At 65.7% G+C, this 23,204-nt stretch carries 21 protein-coding genes and 1 pseudogene; 9 read left to right on the top strand and 13 right to left on the bottom strand.

The window, feature by feature from the left end; translation table 11 throughout:
- The 6 genes and pseudogenes from B7X30_RS01320 to B7X30_RS01295 all read left to right on the top strand — a co-directional run.
- Window positions 1–1,573 (top strand): chorismate-binding protein (locus B7X30_RS01320; RefSeq protein ID WP_286728677.1); only part of this gene is annotated, 1,573 nt, incomplete at its 5' end.
- An 82-nt stretch (window positions 1,574–1,655) separates the two neighbouring features.
- The gene (locus B7X30_RS01315) at window positions 1,656–3,137 is read left to right on the top strand and encodes a cryptochrome/deoxyribodipyrimidine photo-lyase family protein (RefSeq protein WP_465020127.1); all 1,482 of its coding nucleotides are present in this window, start codon (window positions 1,656–1,658) and stop codon (window positions 3,135–3,137) included.
- A complete protein-coding gene (locus B7X30_RS01310; protein ID WP_286728675.1) occupies window positions 3,134–3,331 on the top strand; it encodes a DUF2256 domain-containing protein in 198 nt (65 codons plus the stop codon). The genes B7X30_RS01315 and B7X30_RS01310 overlap by 4 nt, the downstream gene beginning before the upstream one ends.
- A pseudogene (locus B7X30_RS01305) lies at window positions 3,318–4,831 on the top strand (cryptochrome/photolyase family protein). The gene B7X30_RS01310 and the pseudogene B7X30_RS01305 overlap by 14 nt, the downstream one beginning before the upstream one ends.
- Window positions 4,828–6,018 (top strand): FAD-binding domain-containing protein, encoded by a 1,191-nt coding sequence (locus B7X30_RS01300; protein ID WP_286728673.1) that lies wholly within the window; start codon window positions 4,828–4,830, stop codon window positions 6,016–6,018. The pseudogene B7X30_RS01305 and the gene B7X30_RS01300 overlap by 4 nt, the downstream one beginning before the upstream one ends.
- Window positions 6,011–6,754, top strand: a complete 744-nt coding sequence (locus B7X30_RS01295; protein ID WP_286728672.1) for an SDR family NAD(P)-dependent oxidoreductase — start codon at window positions 6,011–6,013, stop codon at window positions 6,752–6,754. Before B7X30_RS01300 ends, B7X30_RS01295 begins: the two co-directional genes overlap by 8 nt.
- A gap of 24 nt (window positions 6,755–6,778) precedes the next feature.
- On the opposite strand, the gene B7X30_RS01290 is transcribed toward B7X30_RS01295, so the two are convergent.
- The 8 genes from B7X30_RS01290 to B7X30_RS01250 all read right to left on the bottom strand — a co-directional run bounded on the left by B7X30_RS01290 (window position 6,779) and on the right by B7X30_RS01250 (window position 16,102).
- On the bottom strand, window positions 6,779–8,929 hold the full coding sequence (locus tag B7X30_RS01290) for a sensor domain-containing diguanylate cyclase (protein ID WP_286728671.1): 2,151 nt from the start codon (window positions 8,927–8,929) through the stop codon (window positions 6,779–6,781).
- A complete protein-coding gene (locus tag B7X30_RS15780; RefSeq protein ID WP_502694397.1) occupies window positions 8,919–10,028 on the bottom strand; it encodes an MASE2 domain-containing protein in 1,110 nt (369 codons plus the stop codon). Before B7X30_RS15780 ends, B7X30_RS01290 begins: the two co-directional genes overlap by 11 nt.
- Before the next feature lie 21 nt (window positions 10,029–10,049).
- Complete coding sequence (locus B7X30_RS01275) at window positions 10,050–10,772, bottom strand: ABC transporter ATP-binding protein (protein WP_286728670.1); 723 nt, start codon at window positions 10,770–10,772, stop codon at window positions 10,050–10,052.
- Window positions 10,769–11,485, bottom strand: a complete 717-nt coding sequence (locus B7X30_RS01270) for an ABC transporter ATP-binding protein (protein WP_286728668.1) — start codon at window positions 11,483–11,485, stop codon at window positions 10,769–10,771. Before B7X30_RS01270 ends, B7X30_RS01275 begins: the two co-directional genes overlap by 4 nt.
- On the bottom strand, window positions 11,475–12,410 hold the full coding sequence (locus B7X30_RS01265; protein ID WP_013105211.1) for a branched-chain amino acid ABC transporter permease: 936 nt from the start codon (window positions 12,408–12,410) through the stop codon (window positions 11,475–11,477). Before B7X30_RS01265 ends, B7X30_RS01270 begins: the two co-directional genes overlap by 11 nt.
- Window positions 12,403–13,284, bottom strand: coding sequence for a branched-chain amino acid ABC transporter permease (locus B7X30_RS01260; RefSeq protein WP_013105212.1), 882 nt, complete (start codon window positions 13,282–13,284; stop codon window positions 12,403–12,405). The genes B7X30_RS01265 and B7X30_RS01260 overlap by 8 nt, the downstream gene beginning before the upstream one ends.
- Before the next feature lie 93 nt (window positions 13,285–13,377).
- Window positions 13,378–14,625, bottom strand: coding sequence for an amino acid ABC transporter substrate-binding protein (locus B7X30_RS01255; protein WP_286728667.1), 1,248 nt, complete (start codon window positions 14,623–14,625; stop codon window positions 13,378–13,380).
- Window positions 14,626–14,824: 199 nt separating this feature from the next.
- On the bottom strand, window positions 14,825–16,102 hold the full coding sequence (locus B7X30_RS01250) for a c-type cytochrome (protein ID WP_286728666.1): 1,278 nt from the start codon (window positions 16,100–16,102) through the stop codon (window positions 14,825–14,827).
- 215 nt (window positions 16,103–16,317) lie between these two features.
- Between B7X30_RS01250 and upp the strand changes: the two genes are divergently transcribed.
- The 3 genes from upp (at window position 16,318) to B7X30_RS01235 (ending at window position 18,876) form a co-directional block, all read left to right on the top strand.
- Window positions 16,318–16,953 (top strand): uracil phosphoribosyltransferase, encoded by a 636-nt coding sequence (upp, locus tag B7X30_RS01245; RefSeq protein ID WP_156053153.1) that lies wholly within the window; start codon window positions 16,318–16,320, stop codon window positions 16,951–16,953.
- Window positions 16,954–17,029: 76 nt separating this feature from the next.
- Window positions 17,030–18,349, top strand: coding sequence for a solute carrier family 23 protein (locus B7X30_RS01240; protein WP_286728664.1), 1,320 nt, complete (start codon window positions 17,030–17,032; stop codon window positions 18,347–18,349).
- An 86-nt stretch (window positions 18,350–18,435) separates the two neighbouring features.
- Window positions 18,436–18,876: a hypothetical protein gene (locus tag B7X30_RS01235; RefSeq protein ID WP_013122634.1), complete on the top strand. Its 441-nt coding sequence runs from the start codon at window positions 18,436–18,438 to the stop codon at window positions 18,874–18,876.
- 18 nt (window positions 18,877–18,894) lie between these two features.
- On the opposite strand, the gene moeA is transcribed toward B7X30_RS01235, so the two are convergent.
- The 5 genes from moeA to murJ all read right to left on the bottom strand — a co-directional run bounded on the left by moeA (window position 18,895) and on the right by murJ (window position 23,161).
- Window positions 18,895–20,181, bottom strand: coding sequence for a molybdopterin molybdotransferase MoeA (gene moeA, locus B7X30_RS01230; protein WP_286728663.1), 1,287 nt, complete (start codon window positions 20,179–20,181; stop codon window positions 18,895–18,897).
- The gene (gene mobA, locus B7X30_RS01225) at window positions 20,178–20,783 is read right to left on the bottom strand and encodes a molybdenum cofactor guanylyltransferase MobA (RefSeq protein WP_286728662.1); all 606 of its coding nucleotides are present in this window, start codon (window positions 20,781–20,783) and stop codon (window positions 20,178–20,180) included. The genes moeA and mobA overlap by 4 nt, the downstream gene beginning before the upstream one ends.
- 1 nt (window position 20,784) lies before the next feature.
- On the bottom strand, window positions 20,785–21,138 hold the full coding sequence (locus B7X30_RS01220; RefSeq protein WP_286728661.1) for a hypothetical protein: 354 nt from the start codon (window positions 21,136–21,138) through the stop codon (window positions 20,785–20,787).
- A 10-nt stretch (window positions 21,139–21,148) separates the two neighbouring features.
- On the bottom strand, window positions 21,149–21,535 hold the full coding sequence (locus B7X30_RS01215; RefSeq protein ID WP_286728659.1) for a TraR/DksA family transcriptional regulator: 387 nt from the start codon (window positions 21,533–21,535) through the stop codon (window positions 21,149–21,151).
- An 87-nt stretch (window positions 21,536–21,622) separates the two neighbouring features.
- Window positions 21,623–23,161, bottom strand: coding sequence for a murein biosynthesis integral membrane protein MurJ (gene murJ / locus B7X30_RS01210; protein WP_286728658.1), 1,539 nt, complete (start codon window positions 23,159–23,161; stop codon window positions 21,623–21,625).
- Window positions 23,162–23,204: the final 43 nt, after the last annotated feature.

Below are 23,204 nucleotides of genomic sequence, written 5' to 3'. Positions count from 1 at the left end.
TGGCCAGCCCTGCGGCGTGGCCGCTCTGCAGCCCGGCATCACGCAGGCGGACTACACCGCAGCCCTGGCGCGCATCGCTGCGCACCTGCGCGCGGGCGACAGCTACCAGATCAACTTCACCTGGCCGCTGCGCGGGCAGGCGTTCGGCCATCCGTTGGCGCTGTATGCCGCGCTGCGGCAGGCGCAGCCCACACGCTATTCCTGCCTGGCCAAACTCGGCGGGCGCTGGGTGCTCAGTTTTTCGCCCGAACTGTTTTTCGCGCGTGACGGGGCCACGCTGCGCGCACGGCCGATGAAGGGCACCGCTGCGCGCAGTGCCGACGCAGAAGCCGACGCGCAGGCCGCGCTGGTGCTGGCTGCCGATCCCAAGAACCGCGCCGAGAACCTGATGATCCTCGACCTGTTGCGCAACGATCTGGGGCGGCTGGCCGTGCCGGGTTCGGTGTGCGTGCCCGAGCGCTTCAGCGTCGAGCGCTATCCCACTGTGTGGCAGATGACCTCCAGTGTGCAGGCCGTGCTCGACGAGCGCGGCGGGCCACGGCGCTGGGCGGAGATTTTTGCCGCGCTATTTCCCTGCGGCTCGGTGACGGGCGCGCCCAAGCGTAAAAGCATGGAGATCATTCGCGCGCTGGAGGGCGGGCCGCGCGGGCTTTATACCGGCGCGCTGGGCTTCATCGACCCGCGCGACGCCGGGCAAGGGCCGCTGGCGGTGTTCAGCGTGCCCATTCGCACCTTGCAGGTCGAAGACGGCGTGCAGACCACAGGGGAGGCCGCCGGAACCCGCACCTTTCACTTGGGCGTGGGCAGCGGCGTGGTGATCGACTCCGACCCAGTCGCCGAGTGGCAGGAATGTTGGGACAAGCTGCGCTTCGTCACCGCGCACGATCCGGGCTTCGGTCTGATCGAAACCTTCGCCGCCGTGTGGTCCCCGCAGGCTGCGCGCATCGAGCGGCATCTGGCCCGGCTGGCGCGCTCGGCGGCGTTTTTCGGCTTTGCCTGCGACCTGCCCGCGCTGCGCCAAGCCTTGGCCGAAGCGCATCGCGGCCTCGTTGCGCCTTCTGCGCCCGCACTGGCCGATGGCTGCCAGGCGTGGCAAGCCGCCAGCGCGGCGCTGGCTCCCGCGCCCTGGCGCACGCGGTTGGTGCTGCGTAAATCGGGCACGGTCGAGATCGACGTGCAGCCCCTGCCGCCCGCGCCGCAGCAACCGGTGCGGCTGCTGCGGGCCGCCGAGGCGCTCGATTCGGCCGACCTGTTCCTGCGCCACAAGACCACACATCGTGCGCGCTACGACGCCGCCTGGCGCGCCGCCGAGGCGCAGGGCGCGTTCGACCAGATCTTCTGCAACGAACGCGGCGAACTGTGCGAAGGCGGGCGCAGCTCGCTGCTGCTGCGCCTAGACGGCGCGTGGTGCACTCCGGCGCTGACAAGCGGCCTGTTGCCCGGAGTCGGGCGGCAATGGCTGATCGACCACGGCGGGGTGCGCGAGTGTGTGCTCCAAGCCGATGCCCTGCTGCGCGCGCAGCAAATCGCCGTGGTCAATAGTTTGCGTGGGGTTTTGGCGGCCACGCTGTGAAGCGGTGGGCATTTCCGTAGGCGCCGTCATGGCACTCGACGGCGCGCAGCGGTCTGCCACCGGGGCATGGCATCATCGAACCATGTCGACTCTGGCGCTCGTTTGGTTCAAACGCGACCTGCGTGTGCAGGATCACGCCGCGTTGCACGCCGCCGCGCAATGCGATGCGGCGCTGGCGCTTTTCGTGATGGAGCCGGAATGGATCGCCAGCCCGGAGTGCGATGCGCAGCATGTGCAGTTCGCGGCGGATTGCGTGTCCGCGCTGAGGGAGTCGCTGACGCAAGCCGGTCTCAGGCTGTTGGTGCGCGTGGGCGATGTGCCCCAGGTGTTCGAGGACATCCGCTGCGAGGTGCGTTTCACCCATCTGTTCAGCCATGAAGAAACCGGTCCAGGCTGGACCTATGCGCGCGACAAACGGGTGGCGCATTGGTGCCGCGAGCAAGGCGTGATCTGGCAGGAATGGCCGCAAAACGGCGTGGTGCGCCGTCTGCGTGATCGTGCGGGCTGGGCGGCCCGCTGGCAAAGGCGCATGGATGCGCCGCAGCTGCCTGTGCCGCAGGGCCTGCGCGACGCATCCAAGCCGCTGGCAGCGGGCGACTTTCCGGCCCTGCGCGATCTGCGCTTGCCCGCGGCCCGCCCCACGCCCGCTGCAGGCACGGCGGCGGCCCTGTCCACTCTGCACAGCTTTCTGCACACGCGGGGCGCGCAGTACCGGCGCGATCTGTCCAGCCCGCTGACGGCAGAACGCGGCTGCTCGCGCCTGAGCGCGCATCTGGCCTTTGGCACGCTCTCCATGCGGCAGGTGCATCAGGCCACCGAGCAACGCATTTGCGCCTTGCAGGCCAGCGGCGAGCCGTCGGCGCGCAACATGGCGTATCACCTGCGCGGTTTTGCCGGGCGGCTGCGCTGGCATTGCCACTTCATGCAAAAGCTCGAAGATGAACCGGGCATCGAATTCCACAACTTTGCGCGCGCCTACGACGGCTTGCGCGAGCCCGAATTCAACCCTGCGTATTTCGAGGCCTGGTGCAGTGGCAACACCGGCTTCCCGATGGTGGACGCCTGTATGCGCTGCCTCAACGCAACCGGCTGGATCAACTTTCGCATGCGCGCCATGCTGGTGAGTTTTGCCGCCTATCACCTCTGGTTGCATTGGCGCGAGCCGGGGCTGCATCTGGCGCGGCAGTTTCTCGATTTCGAGCCAGGCATTCACTGGAGCCAGATGCAAATGCAATCGGGCACCACCGGCATCAACACCCTGCGCGTGTATTCCCCGGCCAAGCAGCAGGCTGACCATGATCCGCAAGGCGCGTTCATCCGCCAGTGGGTGCCGGAGTGGGGCACATCGGCTTATCCGCCGCCCATCGTCAACGAGCGCAGCGCCGTCAAGCAGGCCAAAGACCGCATCTACGCCATCCGCCAAAGCCCGCAGGCGAGCAACGAGGCGCGGGCGGTGCAACAGCGGCACGGCTCGCGCAAGAGCGGCCTGCCGCCCAGCGGCTCCCGCGCGCGCAAGCCGGTCGCGCCACCCGCGCCACCGCGACAGCAGGAGTTGTTCGAATGAGCGCAGCGGCAAGCGGCCACAAGGGAAACAAGACGGCTCTGGCCAGCAAACCCTGCGCGGTGTGCGGTCGCCCCATGAGTTGGCGTCGCGCCTGGGCGAAAAACTGGGAGGCGGTGCGCTACTGCTCGCAAGCCTGCCGCAAAAATCGGAACAAGGCCAAGAGCCAGGTTGGAGCGTTGCATGACAAGCCCTGATCCTGCGAGGCCGCTGCGCCATTTGGTGCTGGTGCTGGGTGATCAGCTCGACCCACAGGCAAGCGCGTTCGACGGGTTCGACCCAATGCAGGATGCGGTGTGGATGGCCGAAGTGGCGGAAGAGTCCACCCATGTCTGGTCTTCCAAGCCGCGCATCGCCTTGTTTCTGGCGGCGATGCGCCACTTCGCGGCAGACCTGCGCGCCGCCGGCCTCACAGTGCATTACACCGAGCTTGACGCCGCCGCTAACGCGGGCAGTTTGGACGCAGAGCTGCAGCGCGCTGTGCAGCGCCTGCGCCCTGCGCAGTTGGTCATGACCCAGCCCGGCGATTGGCGGGTGCTGCAGTCGATCAAGGCCGCCGCCGCTGCGCACGGCGTGCCGCTGGAACTGCGCGAAGACCGGCATTTCTACGCTTCGCCCAGCGACTTTGCCACGCACGCCCGGGGTCGCAAGCAGTTGCGCATGGAGTTTTTCTACCGCGCCATGCGCCAGCGACACGACGTGTTGATGGAGGGTGATCAGCCCGCTGGCGGACAGTGGAATTTCGATGCCGACAACCGCGAGGCGTTTCCCAAGTCCGGCCCCGGCCAAGTGCCGGGCCCCGCGCAGTTTGCACCAGACGCCATCACGCGCGAGGTCATCTCTGTGGTGAATCAGCGCTTCGCCAGCCATCCGGGCACGCTTGCCGATTTCGCCTGGCCGGTGACGCGGTCGCAGGCCTTGCAGGCGCTGGAGCGCTTCATGCGCGAGCGCCTGCCGCAATTCGGCCAGTGGCAAGACGCACTCTGGCCCAACGAGCCCTGGCTCTGGCATGCCCACCTTTCTGCCGCGCTCAACCTCAAGCTCCTGAATCCGCGCGAAGTGGTCGAGGCGGCGCAGACCGCTTGGCGCCAGGGGCAAGCGCCGCTGCACAGCGCCGAGGGCTTCATCCGCCAGATTCTGGGCTGGCGCGAATATGTGCGCGGCATTTACTGGACGCAGATGCCCGGCTACGCCGAGCGCAACGCGCTGGGCGTGCAGGCGCCGTTGCCCGCCTGGTTCTGGAGCGGGCAGACCGACATGGCCTGCCTGCGCGACGCCCTGGTGCAAACCCTGCGCTACGGCTATGCCCATCACATCCAGCGGCTGATGGTCATCGGCCTGTATGCCTTGCTGCACGGGGTGCAGCCGCAGCAGGTGCACCAGTGGTTTTTGGCCGTTTATGTCGATGCGGTGGAGTGGGTGGAACTGCCCAACACCCTGGGGATGAGCCAGGCGGCAGACGACGGCCTGATGGCCAGCAAGCCCTACATCGCCAGCGGCAAATACATTCAGCGCATGAGCGGCGGCAGCCTGTGCGCGGCCTGCCGGTTCGATCCGGGGACTTTTTGCTGCGGCACGAGGCGCGTCTTGCGGCCAATCCGCGCACGGTGATGCAGGTGCGCAATCTGGCGCGGTTGTCGGCCGACGAGCGCGCGCGTATCCAGGCGCAAGCCCAGTCGATCCGGGACGCGGCATGACTCTGGCAACCGAACCAGCAACGCTTTTCGAGCCGACCCTTGCAGCAGCGCAGCACCACCTCGCTGCGGTGCGTCCTGCAGACTACGCCCGCAGCCGCAACCATTTGCAAGGGCACGTCACCCGGCTCTCACCGTATTTGACGCATGGCTTTCTCGCTCTGCGCGACGTGGTGCAGCACCTGACGATGCGCCACGGTCTCGGGCTGCAGGACAAGCTGCTGCAGGAGCTCGGTTGGCGCGCTTTTTTTCAGCATGTTTGGCGCCACGAGGGCAGCGGCATTCTGCAATCGCAGCACCCCGGCCCGCTGCCAGACCGTGCTTACGCCCCCGCCTTGCCTGCGGATCTGCGCGAAGGCCGCACCGGCGTGCCGGTGATCGACCAGGCGGTGCGCACCCTCTATGCCACGGGCTATTTGCACAACCACGCGCGCATGTGGCTGGCTTCCTACACCGTGCATTTGCGCAAGGTGCACTGGCGCGCCGGGGCCGACTGGATGGTTGCGCACCTGCTCGATGGCGATCTCGCCAGCAACCACCTGTCTTGGCAATGGGTGGCGGGCACGGGCAGCTCCAAGCCCTATTTGTTCAATGCCGAGAACGTGGCGAAGTACGCGCCTGCCGCCTGGCATAGCCCGGGCACCGTGATCGATGCGTCTTACGACACGCTGAGTGCGCTTGCGCGTCAACCACGAGACCTCGGCCCTGAACCCGGCGAGTTTGTCGGTGTGGCAGAGCCCGCCTTGTTCTCCGAGCCGCCCGCTGGCGGGTTTTCGCAAGCGGATGCGCTGGCCGTGGCCGCACAGGATGTCTGGCTGGTTCATCCCTGGGCGCTGGGGCCGGTTCCAGAAGGCAGGCTGCCGGTGGCGGTTTGCGATGCCGATTGGCACGCGCGCTGGCCCTGGTCGGCCGCGCGTTGGCAGTTTGTGACTGCGCGCATGCAGGCGCTTGCGCCCGTGCGCTGGTTTGGAACGGCGGCCTCTTTGCTGGAGGCGCTCAGAGCGGCGCGCTCGGTGCAGGGCTGGCATAACCCGCATCTTTCCGCAGCCTGGAGCGATCTTGCTCTGGCCACGCCGCCACTGGCATTTGCCGAGCCGACGCCGCGTTGCCGGTCGTTTTCTGCGTATTGGTCGCGCGTGCAAATCCTTTCAGCGTCATCGTCTATCCAAGGAGACCTGTTTCATGAGTGAGCAACCCACTGTTTTGATTACCGGTGCGCGCGGCGGCATGGGCCGGGCGCTGAGTGCGCAGTTGCATGCGCTGGGCTGGCGCGTTGCCGCCGTTGGGCGAGACGCGGCGGCGCTGGCCGATGTGCCGTCCAGCGTGCGCATTGCCGCGGATGTCACCACGCCCGAGGGCGCGGCGCAGGCCATCGCGCAGTGCGCTGAGCAACTCGGCCAGACGCCGTCGCATCTGGCGCATTGCGTGGGCAACACTCTGATCGCACCGTTGCACCGCACCAGCGCTCAGCAATGGCGCGAGGTGCTGCGCGTCAACCTCGACAGCGCCCTGTGCATGCTCGGCGCGTGGATCGAGGCGCGCCGCGCCGCGCAGCAACCGGGCGCGGCGGTGCTGGTGAGCTCGGTCGTCGCGCAAATCGGGGTGGCCAACCACGAAGCCATTGCCGCGGCCAAAGCGGGCGTGGAAGGACTGGTGCGCAGCGCGGCGGCGACCTACGCGCCGATCGGTCTGCGGGTCAACGCCGTAGCGCCCGGCATGACCGACACGCCTTTGACCGCGGGCATGCTCAAAGTGGCCGCCATGCGCGAAGGCGCGGGCAAGCAATATCCGCTGGGCGGGGTGCAGACGGCCGAGCAAATCGCCGAAGTCATGGCCTTTCTGCTGTCAGCGTCCGCCAGCCGCATCACCGGCCAGTGCATCGCGGTGGATGGGGGCTTCACCACCATCAGGCCGCTGGTGAAGTAGCGTACTTTTCAGGGCTCGCGCAATTCAGGGGGAATTCGCAGAGGTTCTGTTTTTCGGTTTGGCCGCATACATCGCTTTGTCGGCCAGTCGCATCAGGGTGTCGGCGTCCTGCGCGTCGAGCGGGTAGGCGGAGATGCCGATGCTCATGTCGATGGGCAGTTGCACATTCGGCGCAATGTCGAACGGGGCGGCTACGGCTTGTCGCAGGCGCTGCACGCTGTTGGCATAGCCGGTCTGGACTTCGAGCGGGTTGAGGTCTTCCATCACTACGACGAATTCGTCTCCGCCCAGTCGCACCAGGAAATCGGTCTGGCGCTGCACGGTCTGCAGGCGACGGGTGAGTTCGCGCAGCACCCGGTCGCCCGCGCTGTGGCCCCAGGTGTCGTTGATCAGCTTGAAGCCGTCGAGATCGATCATGCCCACGGCGAACAGGCTGCCTTGTCGACGCGCGCGGGCGATGACTTCGGGCAGGTATTGCTCCAGGGCATAGCGATTGGGCAGGCCGGTGAGGGTGTCGTGGCGTGCGCGGTGCGCTTCGACGCGCTGCAGATGGCTCAGCCGCTCTTTCACGTCGAGTTCATCGAGCCCATAGCCCAGCAGGGCCGCGACCTGCTCGCACAGGGCGATGGTCTGCTCGTCGAAGGCCTGCGCCTGTGGCGAGGTGAACACCAGCACCCCCCACAGCGCGCCACCGCGCCATACGGGGGTGGCCAGGGCGGCGTGCCAGCGATAGCGCGACAGTGTGGAGTTCCAGGGCTGCATGTCCGGGTCGCGGAGCAGATCGTTGCAGACCTGCAGAGTCTGGGTATCCCAGACGCGCAGCACCAGGGGCACGCGGTTGGCGTCGTTCAGATGCACGCGAAAGTGATCGAGCTGCAGGGCGCCTTCGCCTGCGCGCGCCAGCACGCGAAAGGCGCCGCTGTCGTCCGGCCGCGCCAGCCAGGCGGCATGGAACTGGGTGTCGGTGGCGAGGGTGTCGCAGGTGCGCTGCAGCATCTCTTCTGCGCTGCGCGACTGCAGCACCACTTCGCCTTCGCTGATCAGGGCGCGGTAGAGTTTTTGCAGCCGGTCGATGCGCTCGCGCTGGCTGATGGCTTGCAGCCCGCGATCCACGCTGGCGGCCAGATTGAGCAGCCAGTCGCGCAGGCTGTCGTCCATCTCGCAAGGGAGCCGCTCAGCCGCGTTGGCGCAGACCACGCGCAGCAAGGCGCACACCTGCCCTTGCACATGCAGCGGGATGCAGGCGTCCAGCGTGCGGCCATCGCCCTGGAACTGCGGGCGGTTCTGGCCCCAGGCGCTGTCGAGCAGCGAGGTGTCCAGCACGTCCAGTGGCGCCGGGCTGGACTGCGCGGCGATCTTGAAACCCCCTGTGACGGGGTCGCGCTGCACGATGCTCAGCGGCGCTTGGCCGTCCAGCGCCGCGTAGGCGCGGCAGATCGCGGCATAGAGCGCTGCGGCATTGGGCGCACTGGTGCCAAGCTGGTTGGCTTCGGCCAGCAGGGCGTTGAGCTGGGCTTGCCGCGCGGTGCGTGCGCGCGCGGTTTCGGCCCGCGTGCGCCAATCGAGCAGTTGCAGGAACTGGAGCTGCCCGCGGCGTATCGCCACGCCGAGGTAGAGCAGATAGATGCAAACCATGGCCGCCATCGCCGTGGACAAAGAGGTCTGCACCCCCATCAGACGCAGCGCCAGCGGCACGATGACCGAGACGACGAACAGCCCGGAAGCCCAGGCGTCGAACGCCAGACCCGCCACCGCAGCCCCGCTCACCCCAGCCAAGAAGAAGGCGACGAACGACTGCTCGATGGGGGTTGCGGGAAAGAGGGCGGCGGGAATCGCGCCCCAACTCATCCCCGTGGCCCAGGACGCGGCCCGCAGCACGCGTAGCCGCAGCGAACGCTGCACCGGGCGAAGGTTTTCCGCCGTCGCTCCGCGCCAGATCAGCCAGACCAACAGCCGAATCGCCTGCAGGCCGATCATCACGCCACCCCAGACCGCATAAAAGTCGGCGGGTGCGCCGCCGTGCAGAAGCGCCATGGCGATGAGCGCCACGGATGCGTTGGTCACGGCAGAAACCGGCACCGTGGCGAGCAACAGCCGCACGCGTGCCGCAGCAATGGCTTGCGGTGCAGTCGTGATCTGGGCGTCGTGCGGCATGGGGGCGGGGTCAGTGCGCATCAATGCCAAGAAATGTAAACGGACATCCCCCACAATTGAAGGGGCGAAGGCGACCTGCAGCGGGCGAATTGCCAACCATTGCCGCCGTAGGTGGCCTTTGATTCAGGCGGGGCGAACCTGCGCTGCAGCGTAAGGAGCAGTCGGGTGACTCGCTACTTGGTTGCGCCCTTGGTGCTTGGCCGAGTAAAGCGCGGCGTCGGCGGCTTGCATCCAGGCTTGCAGGTTGCTGAATGCCGGGGCGGCAGCGGCTACGCCGATAGTGCTGCTCAGCCGCACATTGGGGTGATGCGGCAGCCGCAGCGTCAGCAACTCGGTGCGGATGCGCTCGGCGATGCCCAGCGCATCGGGCTGGCCGGTGTTCTGGCACATAGGTATCGTTCACCTGCTTGAAGTGATCCACATCGATCATCAGCAGACAGGCCGGTTGCCCCACGGCCTGAAAAAGCTGCAGCGCGGCGTCGGCCTGCTGCTGCCAGTGGTCGCGTGCGAACAGACCGGTTTGCGCATCGGTGCGGCGCAGTTGTTCCAGCAGCTTGTTCTGCCGCGACACGGTGCGAATGAGCCGGTAGCTGCCGATGCTGCTCGACAGGGTGTGCACCACCAGCAGCGGCAAGGTGCAGGCAACGATCAGCAGCGAGCTTTCCAGCTGCACCGGCGGGCGCAGAATCAACGCGGTAAGCACTGCCGCGCCAAACAGCCCCGGCAGCGAGATCAGCCACAGGCGGCGCATGCCGCTGCTGAGTTTGTCGAAGGTGGTGACGGTGACCAGCACCACGCTGGGCAGCAGGTTGAAATGCATCAACGCCACCCACATGCCGGCGATGGCCGAGTCGATCAGCAGGTTGTGTTTTTCAGCGCGGTAGCTGTCGGCGCTCATCCGAGCGCGCAGCAGGGCGATCTGCGGCCACAGCAGGCAGCTTGCGATCATCAGCGCCCAGCGCCACGGGTGCGCGTGCTGTTCGATCAGCACCCCGGCTATCGCCAGCCCGCCCAGCCCCATGCCGACCACGCGCAGCGGGTAGATGCGGCGATAGGTGCTCTGTTTGAAGGCGTCTTGTCGGGAGGTGGAGTAGGGCATGGCGGCAGCACGCGACAACATGCCGCATCGTTGCCGCCGAGTTTACAGCCCGAAGTAAGTCTCGCGAACCGCGTCGCTGGCTTCGAGTTCGGCCCGCGTGCCGGAGAGCCGCACCTTGCCGTGATCGATCAGATAGCCGCGGTCGGCCAGTTCCAGGAAGGCCACGTTCTGCTCGGCGATGAGCAGGGCGGTGCCCGCGCCGATGCTGGTCTTGAGCACCTCGATGACCTGCTTGACGAACACCGGCGCCAAGCCCGACGACGGCTCGTCCATCAGCAGCAGCTTGGGCTCGGAGATCAGCACCTTGGCGATGCCCAACATCTTGCGCTGCCCGCCCGACAGCGTGCCCGCCGCGTCGCGTCGCTTGGCGGCGAGATCGGGGAACAGCGCGAACAACTGCTCCTTGCGTTTGCGAATCTGCGCATCGCTCAGAAAGTAACCGCCCAGGGCGATGTTCTCGTCGATCGACAGGGTGGGAAACACCCCGAGTTCCGACATATAGGCCATGCCGCGGCGAATGTGCTGATCGGGTGCGAGGCGGTCGATGCGTTCGCCCTCGAAGGCAATCTCGCCCCGCCAGCACGGCAGCAGCCCGATGAGGGTGCGCAGCAGGGTGGACTTGCCCGCGCTATTGGCGCCGAGCAGCAGCACCGTCTCGCCGGGCATCACCTCCAGATCGACGCCCCAGAGCACTTGCAGCGCGCCATAGCCGGTCTGCACATCGCGTAGCGAAAGCAGGGCGGCGCTTGTATTGGATGCGCTCATGCTTCGCCCCCGAAGAATGCGGCCACGACTTCCGGGTGGCGCGAGGCGGCGTCGAGCGAGCCCTCGAACAACATGCGCCCGGCCCCGAGCACGATGACACGCTGGGTGATGCTGCCGAGAAACGCCATCAGATGCTCCACCACGATGAGGGCGATGCCGCGCTGCGACAGCTTGCGCAGCAGCTCGGCAATGCCGCCCAGCTCGGCCGGGTTGAGCCCGGCGCCGATTTCATCGACCAGCAGCAGCTTCGGCCCGGTGGCCAGCGCGCGCCCCAGATCGAGCAGCTTTTGCTGGTTGACGGTGAGCGAACCCGCCAGCTTGTCGGCCTGCTTGTCCAGCTCGATGTCGTGGAGGATGGCGTTGATGTCCACTGCGCCCACGGCATGGCCGAAGTGCGCGGCCACTTCAATGTTCTCGCGCACCGTCATGTCGCGAAAGGTCTTGGGCACCTGAAAAGTGCGGTTGATGCCGAGCTGCGCCAGCTTGTGCATCGGCACCTTGTGCACCGTCTTGCCGTCGAACGCAATACTGCCACTGTCGGCGCGGTACAGGCCCGAGATGACATTGATGGTCGTGGTCTTGCCTGAACCATTGGGGCCAACCAGGCCGACGATCTCGCCCGGCGCGAGGCTGAAGCTCACGTCGTTGAGCACCACATGGCCGCCGAAGCGCTTGTTCACGCCCTTAAGCTGAAGGAGGGTTTCAGAAGACACGCACGCCCCTCCGCGTCAAAAGCGACAGCACGCCGCCGGGCATGAACAACACCAGCAGCACGATGAGCCCGCCGTAGATCAACTGGAAATACTGCGGCTCTGAGATGCCGATCGCTGAATACAAGCTGTAAAGCACTCCCGCGCCGATGATGGGGCCGATGACCGTGCCCACCCCGCCAAACAACGAGAACACGATGGCGAACACCGAAATCTGCAAGGTGAACACCGCTTCGGGATAGAACACCGACAGATTCCACGCATAGGCCCCGCCGGCCAAGCCAGCCACGCCAGCCGAAATCAGCCAGGTAATGAGCCGGGCGCGCACGATGTTGATGCCGACCATGGACGCGCTCACCGGGTCTTGCCTCATGGCGCGCAACCCCATGCCGAAGGCCGAGACGCGAAAGTAGGCGGCCAGCGCGGTGGCCAGCACCAGCACCGCCAGCATGGTGTGATAACTCGCAGAGGGCGCATACACCTGTTCGATCTTCAGCCCGTAAGGCCCACCGGTGATGTCGGCCAGATTGGTGTTGGAGACGACGAAATACAGGATTTGCGACGCCGCCAGGCTGGCGATGGAAAAGTAAGCGCCCGAGAGCCGCAGCAGCGGCCCGAGAATCAGCCCCATCACCACCGCAGCGAGCCCGCCTCCGACCACGCATAGCAGCACCGGCAGGCCGCTGTGCAGCACCAGCAGCGAGGTGGCATAAGCGCCGCAGCCGAAAAAGCCCACATAGCCGAAGGGCAAGTAGCCGGTAAATCCATAGAGCAGATTCAGGCCCTGCGCGAGCACGATGAAAGTCATCAGCGTGAACAGCAGCGACTCGTTGCCGTAAACATGCGGCAGAAACAGGAACACCGCAATCAGCAAGGCCAGCACGATGAGCCCTGGTCGCCAGCGTTGCAGCAAAGAATGTTCAGACACTGCGCACCGCCTTTCCGAGCAGGCCCGTGGGGCGGATGAGCACGATCACCAGCAAGAGCACATAAGGCACGAGGTTGGACCAGGAGGAGTAATAGGTCTGCATCAACATCGTGCCCAGCCCGAACACCAGGCCGCCGATGATGGTGCCCAGCGGGTTGCCCAGCGAGCCGATGATGACAATGGCGAACGAGGTGGTGGTGAGGCTGTCGCCCAGATCGGGCGAAACCGAGCCGAGCAGGTAGGGCAGAAACACCCCGGCGACACCGGCGAGCGCCAGCCCGGCCACGAAGGCCAGCGCCGAAACCTTGTTCACGTTGATGCCGGTCGCCAGCGCTTCTTCGCGGCTGGCCATGATGGCGCGGGTGGCGTAGCCCAGCCGGGTGCGGGTGAAATACAGCCACAGCGCCACGATGGCGGCGATGCTCACTCCGGCAGCCCACCACCAACTATCCGGAAACTCCTGCCCAAATACCCCAAGATTGCCCGAGCCCAGCGCCTCGCTGGGCAGCGAGCGCTGATCGGCGCCGAAGCCCAGTCCGGTGAGTGCTTCGAGCATCTGCCCCACGCCGAAAAACAGAATGAACGACAGCATCTCCGGGTCGCCGCTGCGCTGCAGTCGGGGCACCACGGCGTAATAGAGCGGATAGCCGATGACGATGGCGGCCACGATCACCGTCGGCACGCCCCACAGCGGGTTGAAACCGAAGTGGCGCGACACCAGCCAGGCGGCATACGCGCCCAGCACGATGAACTGCCCATGCGCCAGATTGATGATGCGCATGACGCCAAAGATCAGGTTCAGCCCGATGCCGATCAGGCTGAAATAAATGCCATACAGAATGCCGCCGATGATGGCGTATTCAAGCAGTTCCACGCGCCCTCCCTGAGCTGCTTTTGGTGGATGAGTCGAAGGAAGCGGCGCACAGGCCGCACCTGCCGCGCCGCTCTGGCCCCCGCCTTGTCGTGCTTACGGCTTGGGCGCGGGATACACCGCTTTGCCGGTCGCCTTGTCTTGCGGATAGACCACGACCACGTCGAGCTTGCCGTCCTTGGGCTGTAGTTGCGCCACCGGGAAGGGCTGGCCGAGCTGGGCGCCGTTGGCGTTGACGTCGAAGGGGCCGAGCAGGGTGGTGGTCTTGCCCGACATGTCCATGACGGCCTGATGGAAGGCGAGCTGGTCGAACTTGGGCGCGGTGTCGAGCATGTGCTGCACGATCAGCCCGGTGTTGTAGCCCGAGCAATCGAGGAAGTTGGGCTCTTTTTTCATGGCCGCCTTGAAGGCATCGACGAACTGCTGGGTGTTCATGCCGTAGCTCACCTTGTCGTACTTCACCAGCGGCGGAGTCGGGTAGGTGTAGGTATAGGCCAGCGCTTTTTCACCCACGTTCTTGGTCAGCAGCGACAGCAGCTGGCCCGGAAAGATGGTGAAGGTCATGGGGAAATGCAGTCCGCTCTGGTGCAGCGCCTTGAGGAAGGCGATGTCGTTGGGCGCATAGCCGAACTCCAGCACCGCGTCGGGTTGGGTGGCGGCGATGGTGTGCAGCAGGATGGTGTAGTTCGACTCGCTGGTGGGTACGCCGTGGTCATACACCGGCTTGATGCCGGCCTTGGCCAGCACGTCCTTGAGGGTGGCGGCCTGAGAAGCGTCGAAGTCGTTGGCGCTGTAGACGATGGCCACGCGCTTGATCTTCTGCTGCACCAGATAGTTGGCCAGCGGCACCGGCCACACCGTGCTCGACGGAATGCTCACATCGGCGAGATAGTTGGTGGGCTTGGTAAAGAAGTTGGCGCCCGAGCCGGTCGGGTCGATCAGCAGCATGTGGTGCTCGGCGGCCAGCGGCACGGCCACCGAGGTGAGCACCGAGCCGAAGTCGGCCACGAGCACATCCACCTTGTCTTGCGTGATGAGCTGGTTGTAGAGCGTGGTCGCGGTGGAGGTGGAGCTTTGGTCGTCGTAGGCGACGAGCTTGACGGGAATCTTTTTGTTGAACGCCTTGACGAACACGCCGCCCTCTTTGTTGATGGCGTCGGCCCAGTACTTCAGGCCTTCATACTGGCCTTGCGAGGCGACGGCGAAGGGGCCGCTGCTGGCGTAGAGCGTGCCGATCTTGATCTGCGACGGAGCCGCCGCGGCGTGGGCGGCAACGGCCGTGGCACTCAAAGCCAGACCGGCTGCGAGGTGACGCAGAATTTTTTTGGATGCGCGAATGGACATGAGAGTCTCCAGAGGATGAAACTGAACCGACGCGTGCTTGGCGCGTCTTCAAAATGTCATGATTCATTCTCGGTCTGGACTTTGCGCAAAGCGGTGAACAAGTGCGTTGATTTGAAACGGAACGTGTCTTTGGCGCCCGGGCGTTTTCTTGAGGGCGCAAAAAAACCCGGCTGGGCCGGGCCTGGAAGGGCTGCTTGGATTATTTCGCCGCGACGAGTTTGCGGATTTTCGCCACCTCGTCTGCGCTGACGTTCGGCGCGTCGTTGCCCCAGCTGCTGCGCACATAGCTGGCGATTTCAGCCACTTGCGTGTCGTTGAGTGTGGCGCCCAGATCGGGCATGGCCATGGGCGTGGGGTTGCCTTTGGTCTCGACCGTATGTCCGCCGTGCAGCATCATGCGAATGGTGTTGATCGGGTCGGGCGTATTGACCGTGGGGTTGAGCGCCAGCGCGGGAAAGACATTGGGAATGCCCTGGCCCTGCGCCTGATGGCACATGGCGCAATGCGCCGCGTACAGCGGATCGCCAGCTTTGGCGCTTGCGGTCATCACCGGGGTTTGCGGCTGGTTGATCGCGGCATTCGGGTGGATGGGCGACAATGATTTGAGGAACACGGCAATCGCCTGCAGATCGCCGTCATTCAGGTGCTGCGTGCTGTCGTGGATCACATCGGTCATGCTGCCGACAATGGTGAAGTTGGCGGTGCGCCCGGTTTTGAGCAGTTGCACCAGTTCGGCTGGGGTCCAGCGGCCCAGACCGTCGGACTGGTCGCCGCGCAGATTGGCCGCGTACCAGTTGTCGATGCGCGCGCCAGAGAGATACAGGCTGCCATCCGCCCCGCCGGGCGCCAGAGCTTTTTCTTGCAGAAACGGGCCGCGCGGGGTATGGCAGGCGCCGCAATGCCCCAGTCCTTCAACGAGATAAGCGCCGCGGTTCCATTGCGCGGTCTGCTTGGGGTCGGGTTTGTAAACGCCGTCGCGGGCGAACATCCAGTCCCACACCGCCAGCGGCCAGCGCATGTTCAGCGGCCAGGGAATGTCTTCGGGCTTGTTGGCCTGCGCCACCGGCTGCACGCCGTGCATGAAATAGGCGTAGAGCGCGCGCATGTCCTGCGGTTCGATGCGGGCATACGAAGGGTAAGGCATGGCCGGGTAGAGGTAGCCCAGGCGCGGCGACTTGCCGTGGCGCACGGCTTCGTCGAATTGCGCGAAGGTCCAGTTGCCGATGCCGTCCTTTTTATCCGGCGTGATGTTGGGCGAGTAAACCTTGCCGATGCCCATGGGCAGATTCATCGGCAGGCCGCCGGCAAAGGGCTTGCCTTTCGGCGCGGTGTGGCAGGCGATGCAATCGCCGGCGCGGGCCAGATAGGCGCCGCGCATCACTTCGGGGTCGTTCGGGGTGGGCTGCGCGGCAAATGCAGCTTGGGCCTGCAGGCCGAGCACGCAGCCCGCAAGCAGGGTCAAAAGGGGTAAACGCATTGAGAGTCTCCTGGTTGGAATGGGGGCGGTGCGAATCGCATCTCTTTTTTCTGTTGCACTGCAGTATGGTTCAACAATCGCCTCAGTGCAAACCCGTAGCATCCGATTCCCGGTAGTTTGCACACCAACGGTTGCGGCTGTAGCAGGTGGGTACAGCGGGATGACGCAAAATTGCCGTTCTTACTCCAACGTCACAATTCCAAAAAGAGCCCGCCATGAATGATTCCCAGGTCCACGTCGTCTCGCATCCGCTGGTGCAGCACAAGCTCACGCTGGCGCGCAGCCAGGACACCACCACCGACAACTTCCGCCGCCTGGTGCGCGAAATCGCCGCCATGCTGGCGTATGAAGCCACCCGCGATCTGCCCACGGAATTGGTCGAGGTGACCACGCCGGTGGCGCAGTGCCGTATGCCCATCCTCGCGGGCAAGAAGCTGTGTCTGGTGTCCATCCTGCGGGCGGGCAACGGCATGCTCGACGGCATGATCGACCTGCTGCCCAACGCCCGCGTCGGCCACATCGGCCTGTACCGCGACCCGGCCACGCTGGAGCCGGTGGAGTATTACTTCAAGGTGCCCGAAGACATGGCCGAACGCCTGGTGATCGTGGTCGATCCCATGCTCGCCACCGGCAACTCGGCCGCCGCCGCGCTCACCCATCTCAAGCGCGCCGGAGCGACGTCGCTCAAGCTGGTGAACCTGCTGGCCGCGCCCGAAGGGGTGCGCACCGTGCGCGCCGCCCACCCGGACGTGCCCATCACCCTGGCCGCCATCGACGAGCGGCTCAACGATCACGGCTACATCGTGCCGGGTCTGGGCGACGCGGGCGACCGCATTTTCGGCACCAAGTAAAAACCGGGGCAGCGGTCGGCATACGCCGGAGCTCAAGCCCGATCCCACCCACTCTCAATCCAAGGCGGAGCGCAATATGGCCGATGGCTACTTTCCTAAATGGCAACTCAAGACCAGCGGGGTGATCGCCCCGGATGAACGCCTGCCCGGGCCGCAGACCCTGGTGATGGGGCTGCAGCATGTGGTGGCCATGTTCGGCTCGACGGTGTTCGCGCCGCTGCTCATGGGTTTCAGTCCCAATATCGCGATTTTGATGAGCGGCATCGGCACGCTGATTTTCTTTCTGGTCGTCGGTGGCCGGGTGCCGAGTTATCTCGGCTCGTCGTTTTCGTTCATCGGCGTGGTCATCGCGGCCAGTGGCTATTCGGGCAGCGGGGCGAACCCGAATATCGGTGTCGCGCTGGGCGGCATCATCGCCTGCGGCGTGGTGTATGCGGTGATCGGCCTCATTGTCATGGGCGTGGGGGTGAAATGGATCGAGCGGCTCATGCCGCCAGTGGTGACCGGCTCGGTGGTCGCGGTGATCGGGCTGAATCTGGCGCCCATCGCCATCAAGAGTCACGGCGCGAGCAACTTCGACGACTGGATGGCGCTGATCTCCTTCGTCAGCATCGGCCTGGTGGCGGTTTACACCCGCGGCATGGTGCAGCGGCTGCTCATTCTGGTGGGTTTGTTGATCGCCAGCGTGATTTACGCCGTGCTCACCAATGGCCTGGGACTGGGCACGCCGATGGACTTCTCCGGCTTGACCAACGCGGCCTGGTTCGGCATGCCGACGTTCGCTACGCCCGAGTTTCAGCCCAAGGCGATGACGCTGATCGTGCCCGTCGTGGTTATTCTGGTGGCGGAGAACCTGGGCCACATCAAGGCCGTCACCGCCATGACCGGCCGCAATCTCGATCGCTACATGGGCCGCGCCTTTCTCGGCGACGGCCTGGCCACCATCGTCTCTGGCTCGGCCGGGGGCACGGGGGTGACGACCTATGCCGAGAACATTGGCGTGATGGCCGCGACCAAGATCTACTCCACGCTGATTTTCGCCACCGCCGCGGTGATTGCCATTGTGTTCGGCTTCAGCCCCAAATTCGGCGCGCTCATTCACCTCATTCCGCCGCCGGTGCTGCGCGGCGTGGCCATTGTCATTTTCGGACTGATCGCGGTTTCCGGCGCGCGCATCTGGGTGGACAACAAGGTGGATTTCTCCGACAGCCGCAACCTCATCATCGTGGCTATCACCCTGATGCTGGGCACGGCAGACTTCACCCTCAAGTTCGGCGACTTCGCACTGGGAGGCATCGGCACAGCGACCTTCGGCGCCATCCTGCTCTACGCCTTGCTGGGCCGCGGGCAGCCGAAAAACGATGAGCAGGACAAACTGATGGACGCGCTTGAATGAATTGTTGCCACTTTGACATCCATTGACCCGCAGGGCGCTGGCGCTGCGGTGCAATAGAGGTCTTTGAACAACCCGGAGGCTTCCGCATGGATATTCAGACCATCGATCAGCAGTATCAGCAATTGCAGAGCGAGGCGCAGCAGGTCGGGCAGCAGTTGCAGGCGCTGGCCGCCAAGCTGCAGACGGCGGCCCAGGGCGGCAACCAGGACGCACGCGAATGGTTGCTCGATCTGCGCGAAGTTGCGCTGGGCGTGCAGGCCGAGCAGCAACAGATGGGGCAAGTGCTGCAGGCCATCCACGGCATGTGGCAAAACCAGGCGCAGCAGATGCAGGCGATGCCGGCCGCCATGCAGCCGGGCTATATGCCGCAGGGCATGATGGCGCAGAACGCGGCCGTGCCCATGCAGCAGCAGGGCGGCGGCATCATGGGTGCGCTCGACGGTTTTCTCAACTCCGGCTTTGGGCGCGCGATGGAAATGGGCGCGGGTATGGGGCTGGGCGACGATCTGATCAATAAGATTTTCTGAGCGACCCAGACAGAACGCTCAAACCAGCCCGTCGAACAGCAGCACGTCCACCAAATCGCCAGCCTGTGCGGTGCTCTGCTCATGGTGCAGCACGATCAGACCGTGCGCTTGCGACATGGAGCTGAGCACGCCCGATCCCTGATTGCCGATGGCGCTCACCTGCCAGCGACCATCGGGCAGAGGGGTGAGCAGGCCGCGCTGGTATTCGGTGCGGCCGGGTTTTTTGCGCAGGGTTTGCGCGCTGACGGCGCGCAGCATCGGCTGCGGCTGCGGGCTGGCGCCCATGCAGTGCAGCAGGGCAGGGCGGACGAAAGCGTAGAACGTCACCATCACCGCCACCGGATTGCCCGGCAAGCCGAACAGCCAGGCGCTGTGCGCACCCGCGCGCAACTGGCCGAAAGCCAGCGGACGGCCCGGCCGCATGGCGATGCGCCAGAACACCACTTCGCCCATATTCGCCAGGGTGCTGCGCAGGTAGTCGGCCTCACCCACGCTGACGCCGCCGGAGGTGATGACCACGTCGGCGCATTCGGTCGCGGTGCGCAGCGTGGCCTCTACCGCCTGCGGGTTGTCTGCCACCACGCCGAGGTCGATGACTTCGCAGCCCAGACGCTCCAGCATGCCCCATAAGGTGTAGCGGTTGCTGTCATAAACGCAGCCGGGATCGAGCGGCTGGCCGACCGAGCGCAACTCGTCCCCGCTGGAGAAGAAGGCCACGCGCAGCTTGCGGCGCACCGAGACTTCGGCCATGCCCAGCGAGGCCATCAGACCCAGATCGGCCGGGCGCAGCACCTTGCCTGCGGGCAGGGCCGCTTTGCCGCGCGCCAGGTCTTCACCGCGCAGGCGGCGGTTGTCGCCGGGGCGCACCAGACCGGGCGGGATGATGACCTGATCGCCTTCGATGCGGCAAAACTCCTGCGGCACCACGGTGTCGCAGCCTGCGGGCATCACCGCGCCGGTCATGATGCGCACGGCGCTGCCCGCGGGCGCTTCGCCGCTGAAGGCATGACCGGCGAGCCCGCGTCCGGCGATCGAAAGCACGGTGTCGCCTTGCGCTGCGAGATCGGCGCCGCGCAGGGCGTAGCCGTCCATCGCCGAGTTGTCGTGGGCGGGCACGTCGATGGGCGAAATGATGTCCTGCGCCAGCACCCGGCCGAGGGCCGCGCGCACCGCCAGGCGCTCGGTGGCCTGTACCGGCTGCATGCTGGCCTGAATGACCGCCAGCGCCGCGTCCACCCGAAGGGCGTTGGGGTCGTAGCCGCTGACGCAGGAGATGATGTGCTGCAGATCGAATGAAGGGGTCATGGTGAAACGTCGGCGTCCAGCCGCTGCAGGTCGTCCGGGGTGTTGATGTTTTCGAAGGCTCGGGTGTCGTCGAAATCGACGATGGCCGTGGGGTGCTGCGCGGTCCAATGCTCGATCTTGCGCTCGCCGGATTGAAGGAAGGCGCCCAGATCGTCGCGCAGACTGGCCTCCATCAGGCAGAACACGGGCTGCAGCCGCCCTCCCGCGCGGGGCAGCGCGATGCGCGCAGAAGACTCTATCAGCGCGGTGCCCAGACGCGCGGCCAGATCGGTGGGCAACAGCGGCGAATCGCAGGGGGCGGTGAGCAGATAAGGCGTGGTGCACGCTTGCAACCCGGCAAGAAAGCCGGCCAGCGGCCCCGAAAATTCGTCCGGCGCGGCATCAGTCAACACCGGCAGGCCCCAGCCGCGATAGACCTCGAGGTGGCGGTTGGCGTTGAGCAACACCGTGCCCACCTGGGGCCTGAGCCGCTGCAACACTTGCCGTGCCAGCGGCTGGCCGCGCCAGGGCTGAAGGCCTTTGTCCACCCCGCCCATGCGGCTGCCGCGGCCCCCGGCGAGAATCAGACCGGTGATGTCGGCGACGGCGATGGCGTGCGACATCTCAAAACCTCTCGCGCTCGCCCGGTTCGCGCACCTGTTGTGTGGCGTAAGAGGCGTCGGCCCAGCGCACCGGGCCTTTCATGATGGACACCACCAGGCAGCCGATGCCCACGGTGAACACCAGCGTGGCGTCGAACAGGCTCATGCCGATGCAAAAAATATCGATCAGATCGCGGGTGGGCTGCGGGTCGCCGTTCACCAGACCGGGCTGATAGCCGGTCTTGATCCACGCGCCAATGATCCAGGGCGGAATCACGCCGATGACGTAGGCCGGAATCAGCCAGCGGGTGAGCACCCGCTCAAGGCCGGGTGCGCCGAGCGGGGTGCGGGCAGGAGTGACGGGGCTTGCAGGCATGCCCCGGATGCTACAGCCGCGCGCCGCCGGGCGTGTGGTGTTGATGCTCGAAACGCTGCTGGCAGGCGGTGCAACGCAGCACGGTGGGCTCGGCCAGCAGCCGGGCGGGCTCGATGTCCGCGCCGCAGTCGATGCAGATGCCGAAGTCGGGCGTATCCAGACGCTGTAGCGCGCTGTCGATGGCGGCAAGCTCGATGGCGTCGCGCGCGGTCGAGGCGATTTCCACCGCGTCCATCGATTCGACCACGGCCTCATCGTCGGTTTCGCCGCGGTGGCTGCGCACCGCGAGCGTGCCCTCGTCGCTGATGGACTCGTCCCTCAGGTCGGCCAGCATCTGGACGCGGCGTTGCTGCAGTTTGTCGCGCAGGGTATTGCGCAGGTCAGTGGCGAGGCTCATGTCGTTCTCCTTGTTGTGCTGATGCAGCTGATGATGCGCTTATTTTGGAAGGTCGGAGCGGGCACCGGCTTGCGTTGGCGCAACACATCATTCACTGTGCATGAATTGCCGCAGACGGAAACCGAGCAGTCGCAGCGTAGCGAAATACAGCACGGCGGCCACGGCCAGCAGGCCCAGCCCCATGCCCAGCCGCAGCAGGTCGCCATGCGCCCGGTCCCACGGCAGGGAGATGGCGCCCCACAACATCACCCCGCCCAGCGGCAGTTGTGCCAGAGCCACCTTGAGCGCATACCGCCCCCAGCCCGGTTGCGGCTGAAACATGCCGCGGCGGCGCAACCCGCGAAACAGCAGGCTGGCATTGAGCAGCGCGCCCACGGAGATGGCCAGCGCTAGTCCAGCATGCCCCAGCCACGGCACGAACAGCAGGTTCATCAGCTGGGTGCACACCAGCACCACCAGGGCGATTTTCACCGGGGTGCGCAAGTCTTGCCGGGCATAGAAGCCGGGGGCGAGAATCTTGACACCAATCAGCGCAATCAGGCCGATGCCATAAGCCCGCAGTGCGCTCGTCGTGGCCAGCACATCCGCATGGTCGAAGCGGCCGTAATTGTAAAGCATCGATACCAGCGGCTGGGCGAAGATCAGCAGCGCGATGGCGCTGGGCAGCGCCAGTACCAGGGTGAGGCGCAGCCCCCAGTCGAGCAGGGTGCTGTACTTAGCCACGTCTTGCGTGGCGCTGGCGCGCGACAGGCTGGGCAACAGCACCGAGCCCAGCGCCACGCCGAGAATGGCGGTGGGGAATTCCATCAGCCGGTCTGCATACGCCAGCCAGGACACGCTGCCCGCTTGCAGGTGCGACGCGATCTGCGTGTTGATGACAATGGACACCTGCGCCACCGAAACCGACAGGCTCGCGGGCAGCATCTGTTTGACCACGCGGTGCACGCCCTCAGAGCGCCAGGCCTTGAGAAAGCTCAGCCGAAAGCGTGGCACCACGGCGTACTTGCGCAGCGCCGGCCATTGCACCGCCAACTGCGCCACCCCGCCGATCATCACCCCGATCGCCAGGGCGAAAATGGGCGGATGCACCAGTTTGTGCAACGCCACTGCGGCGCCGATGATCGCCAAGTTGAGCAGCGCCGGGGTGACCGCGGGCACCGCGAAGTGCTTCCAAGTATTGAGAATGCCTGCGCTGAGCGCCACTAGCGAAATCAGCCCTGCGTAGGGAAACATCAGCCGTGTCATCCAGACGGCCGCGTCAAACGCTTCGGGATGCAGGCCCGCCGCTGTGAGCCACACCAGCACGGGCGCCAGCAGTACGCCGGTCAGACTGATGCCCGCGAGTATCCACAACAGCGCGGTGGACACCTGATCGATCAGCTCCTGCGTCTGCTCTTCCGTCTGGGTCTGCCGCGTCTGCGACAACAGCGGCACGAAAGCCTGCGAAAACGCGCCCTCGGCAAACATGCGGCGCAGCAGATTGGGCAGGCGAAACGCCACGTTGAACGCGTCCGTCCAGGCGCTGGCGCCGAAATAAGTCGCCACCATGATTTCCCGCACCAGGCCGGTGATGCGCGAGGTCAGGGTGAGAAGCGAGATGGTGGAGGCGGCCTTGAGCAGATTCACCGGGCAGCATTATAGGAATTCGCAGGCCTCGGCCTCGAAGAGG

Source organism: Thiomonas sp. 13-64-67 (assembly GCF_002282795.1).
Classification (GTDB): Bacteria; Pseudomonadota; Gammaproteobacteria; order Burkholderiales; family Burkholderiaceae_C; genus Thiomonas; species Thiomonas arsenitoxydans.
This window is presented reverse-complemented; position numbering and strand designations above follow the sequence as displayed.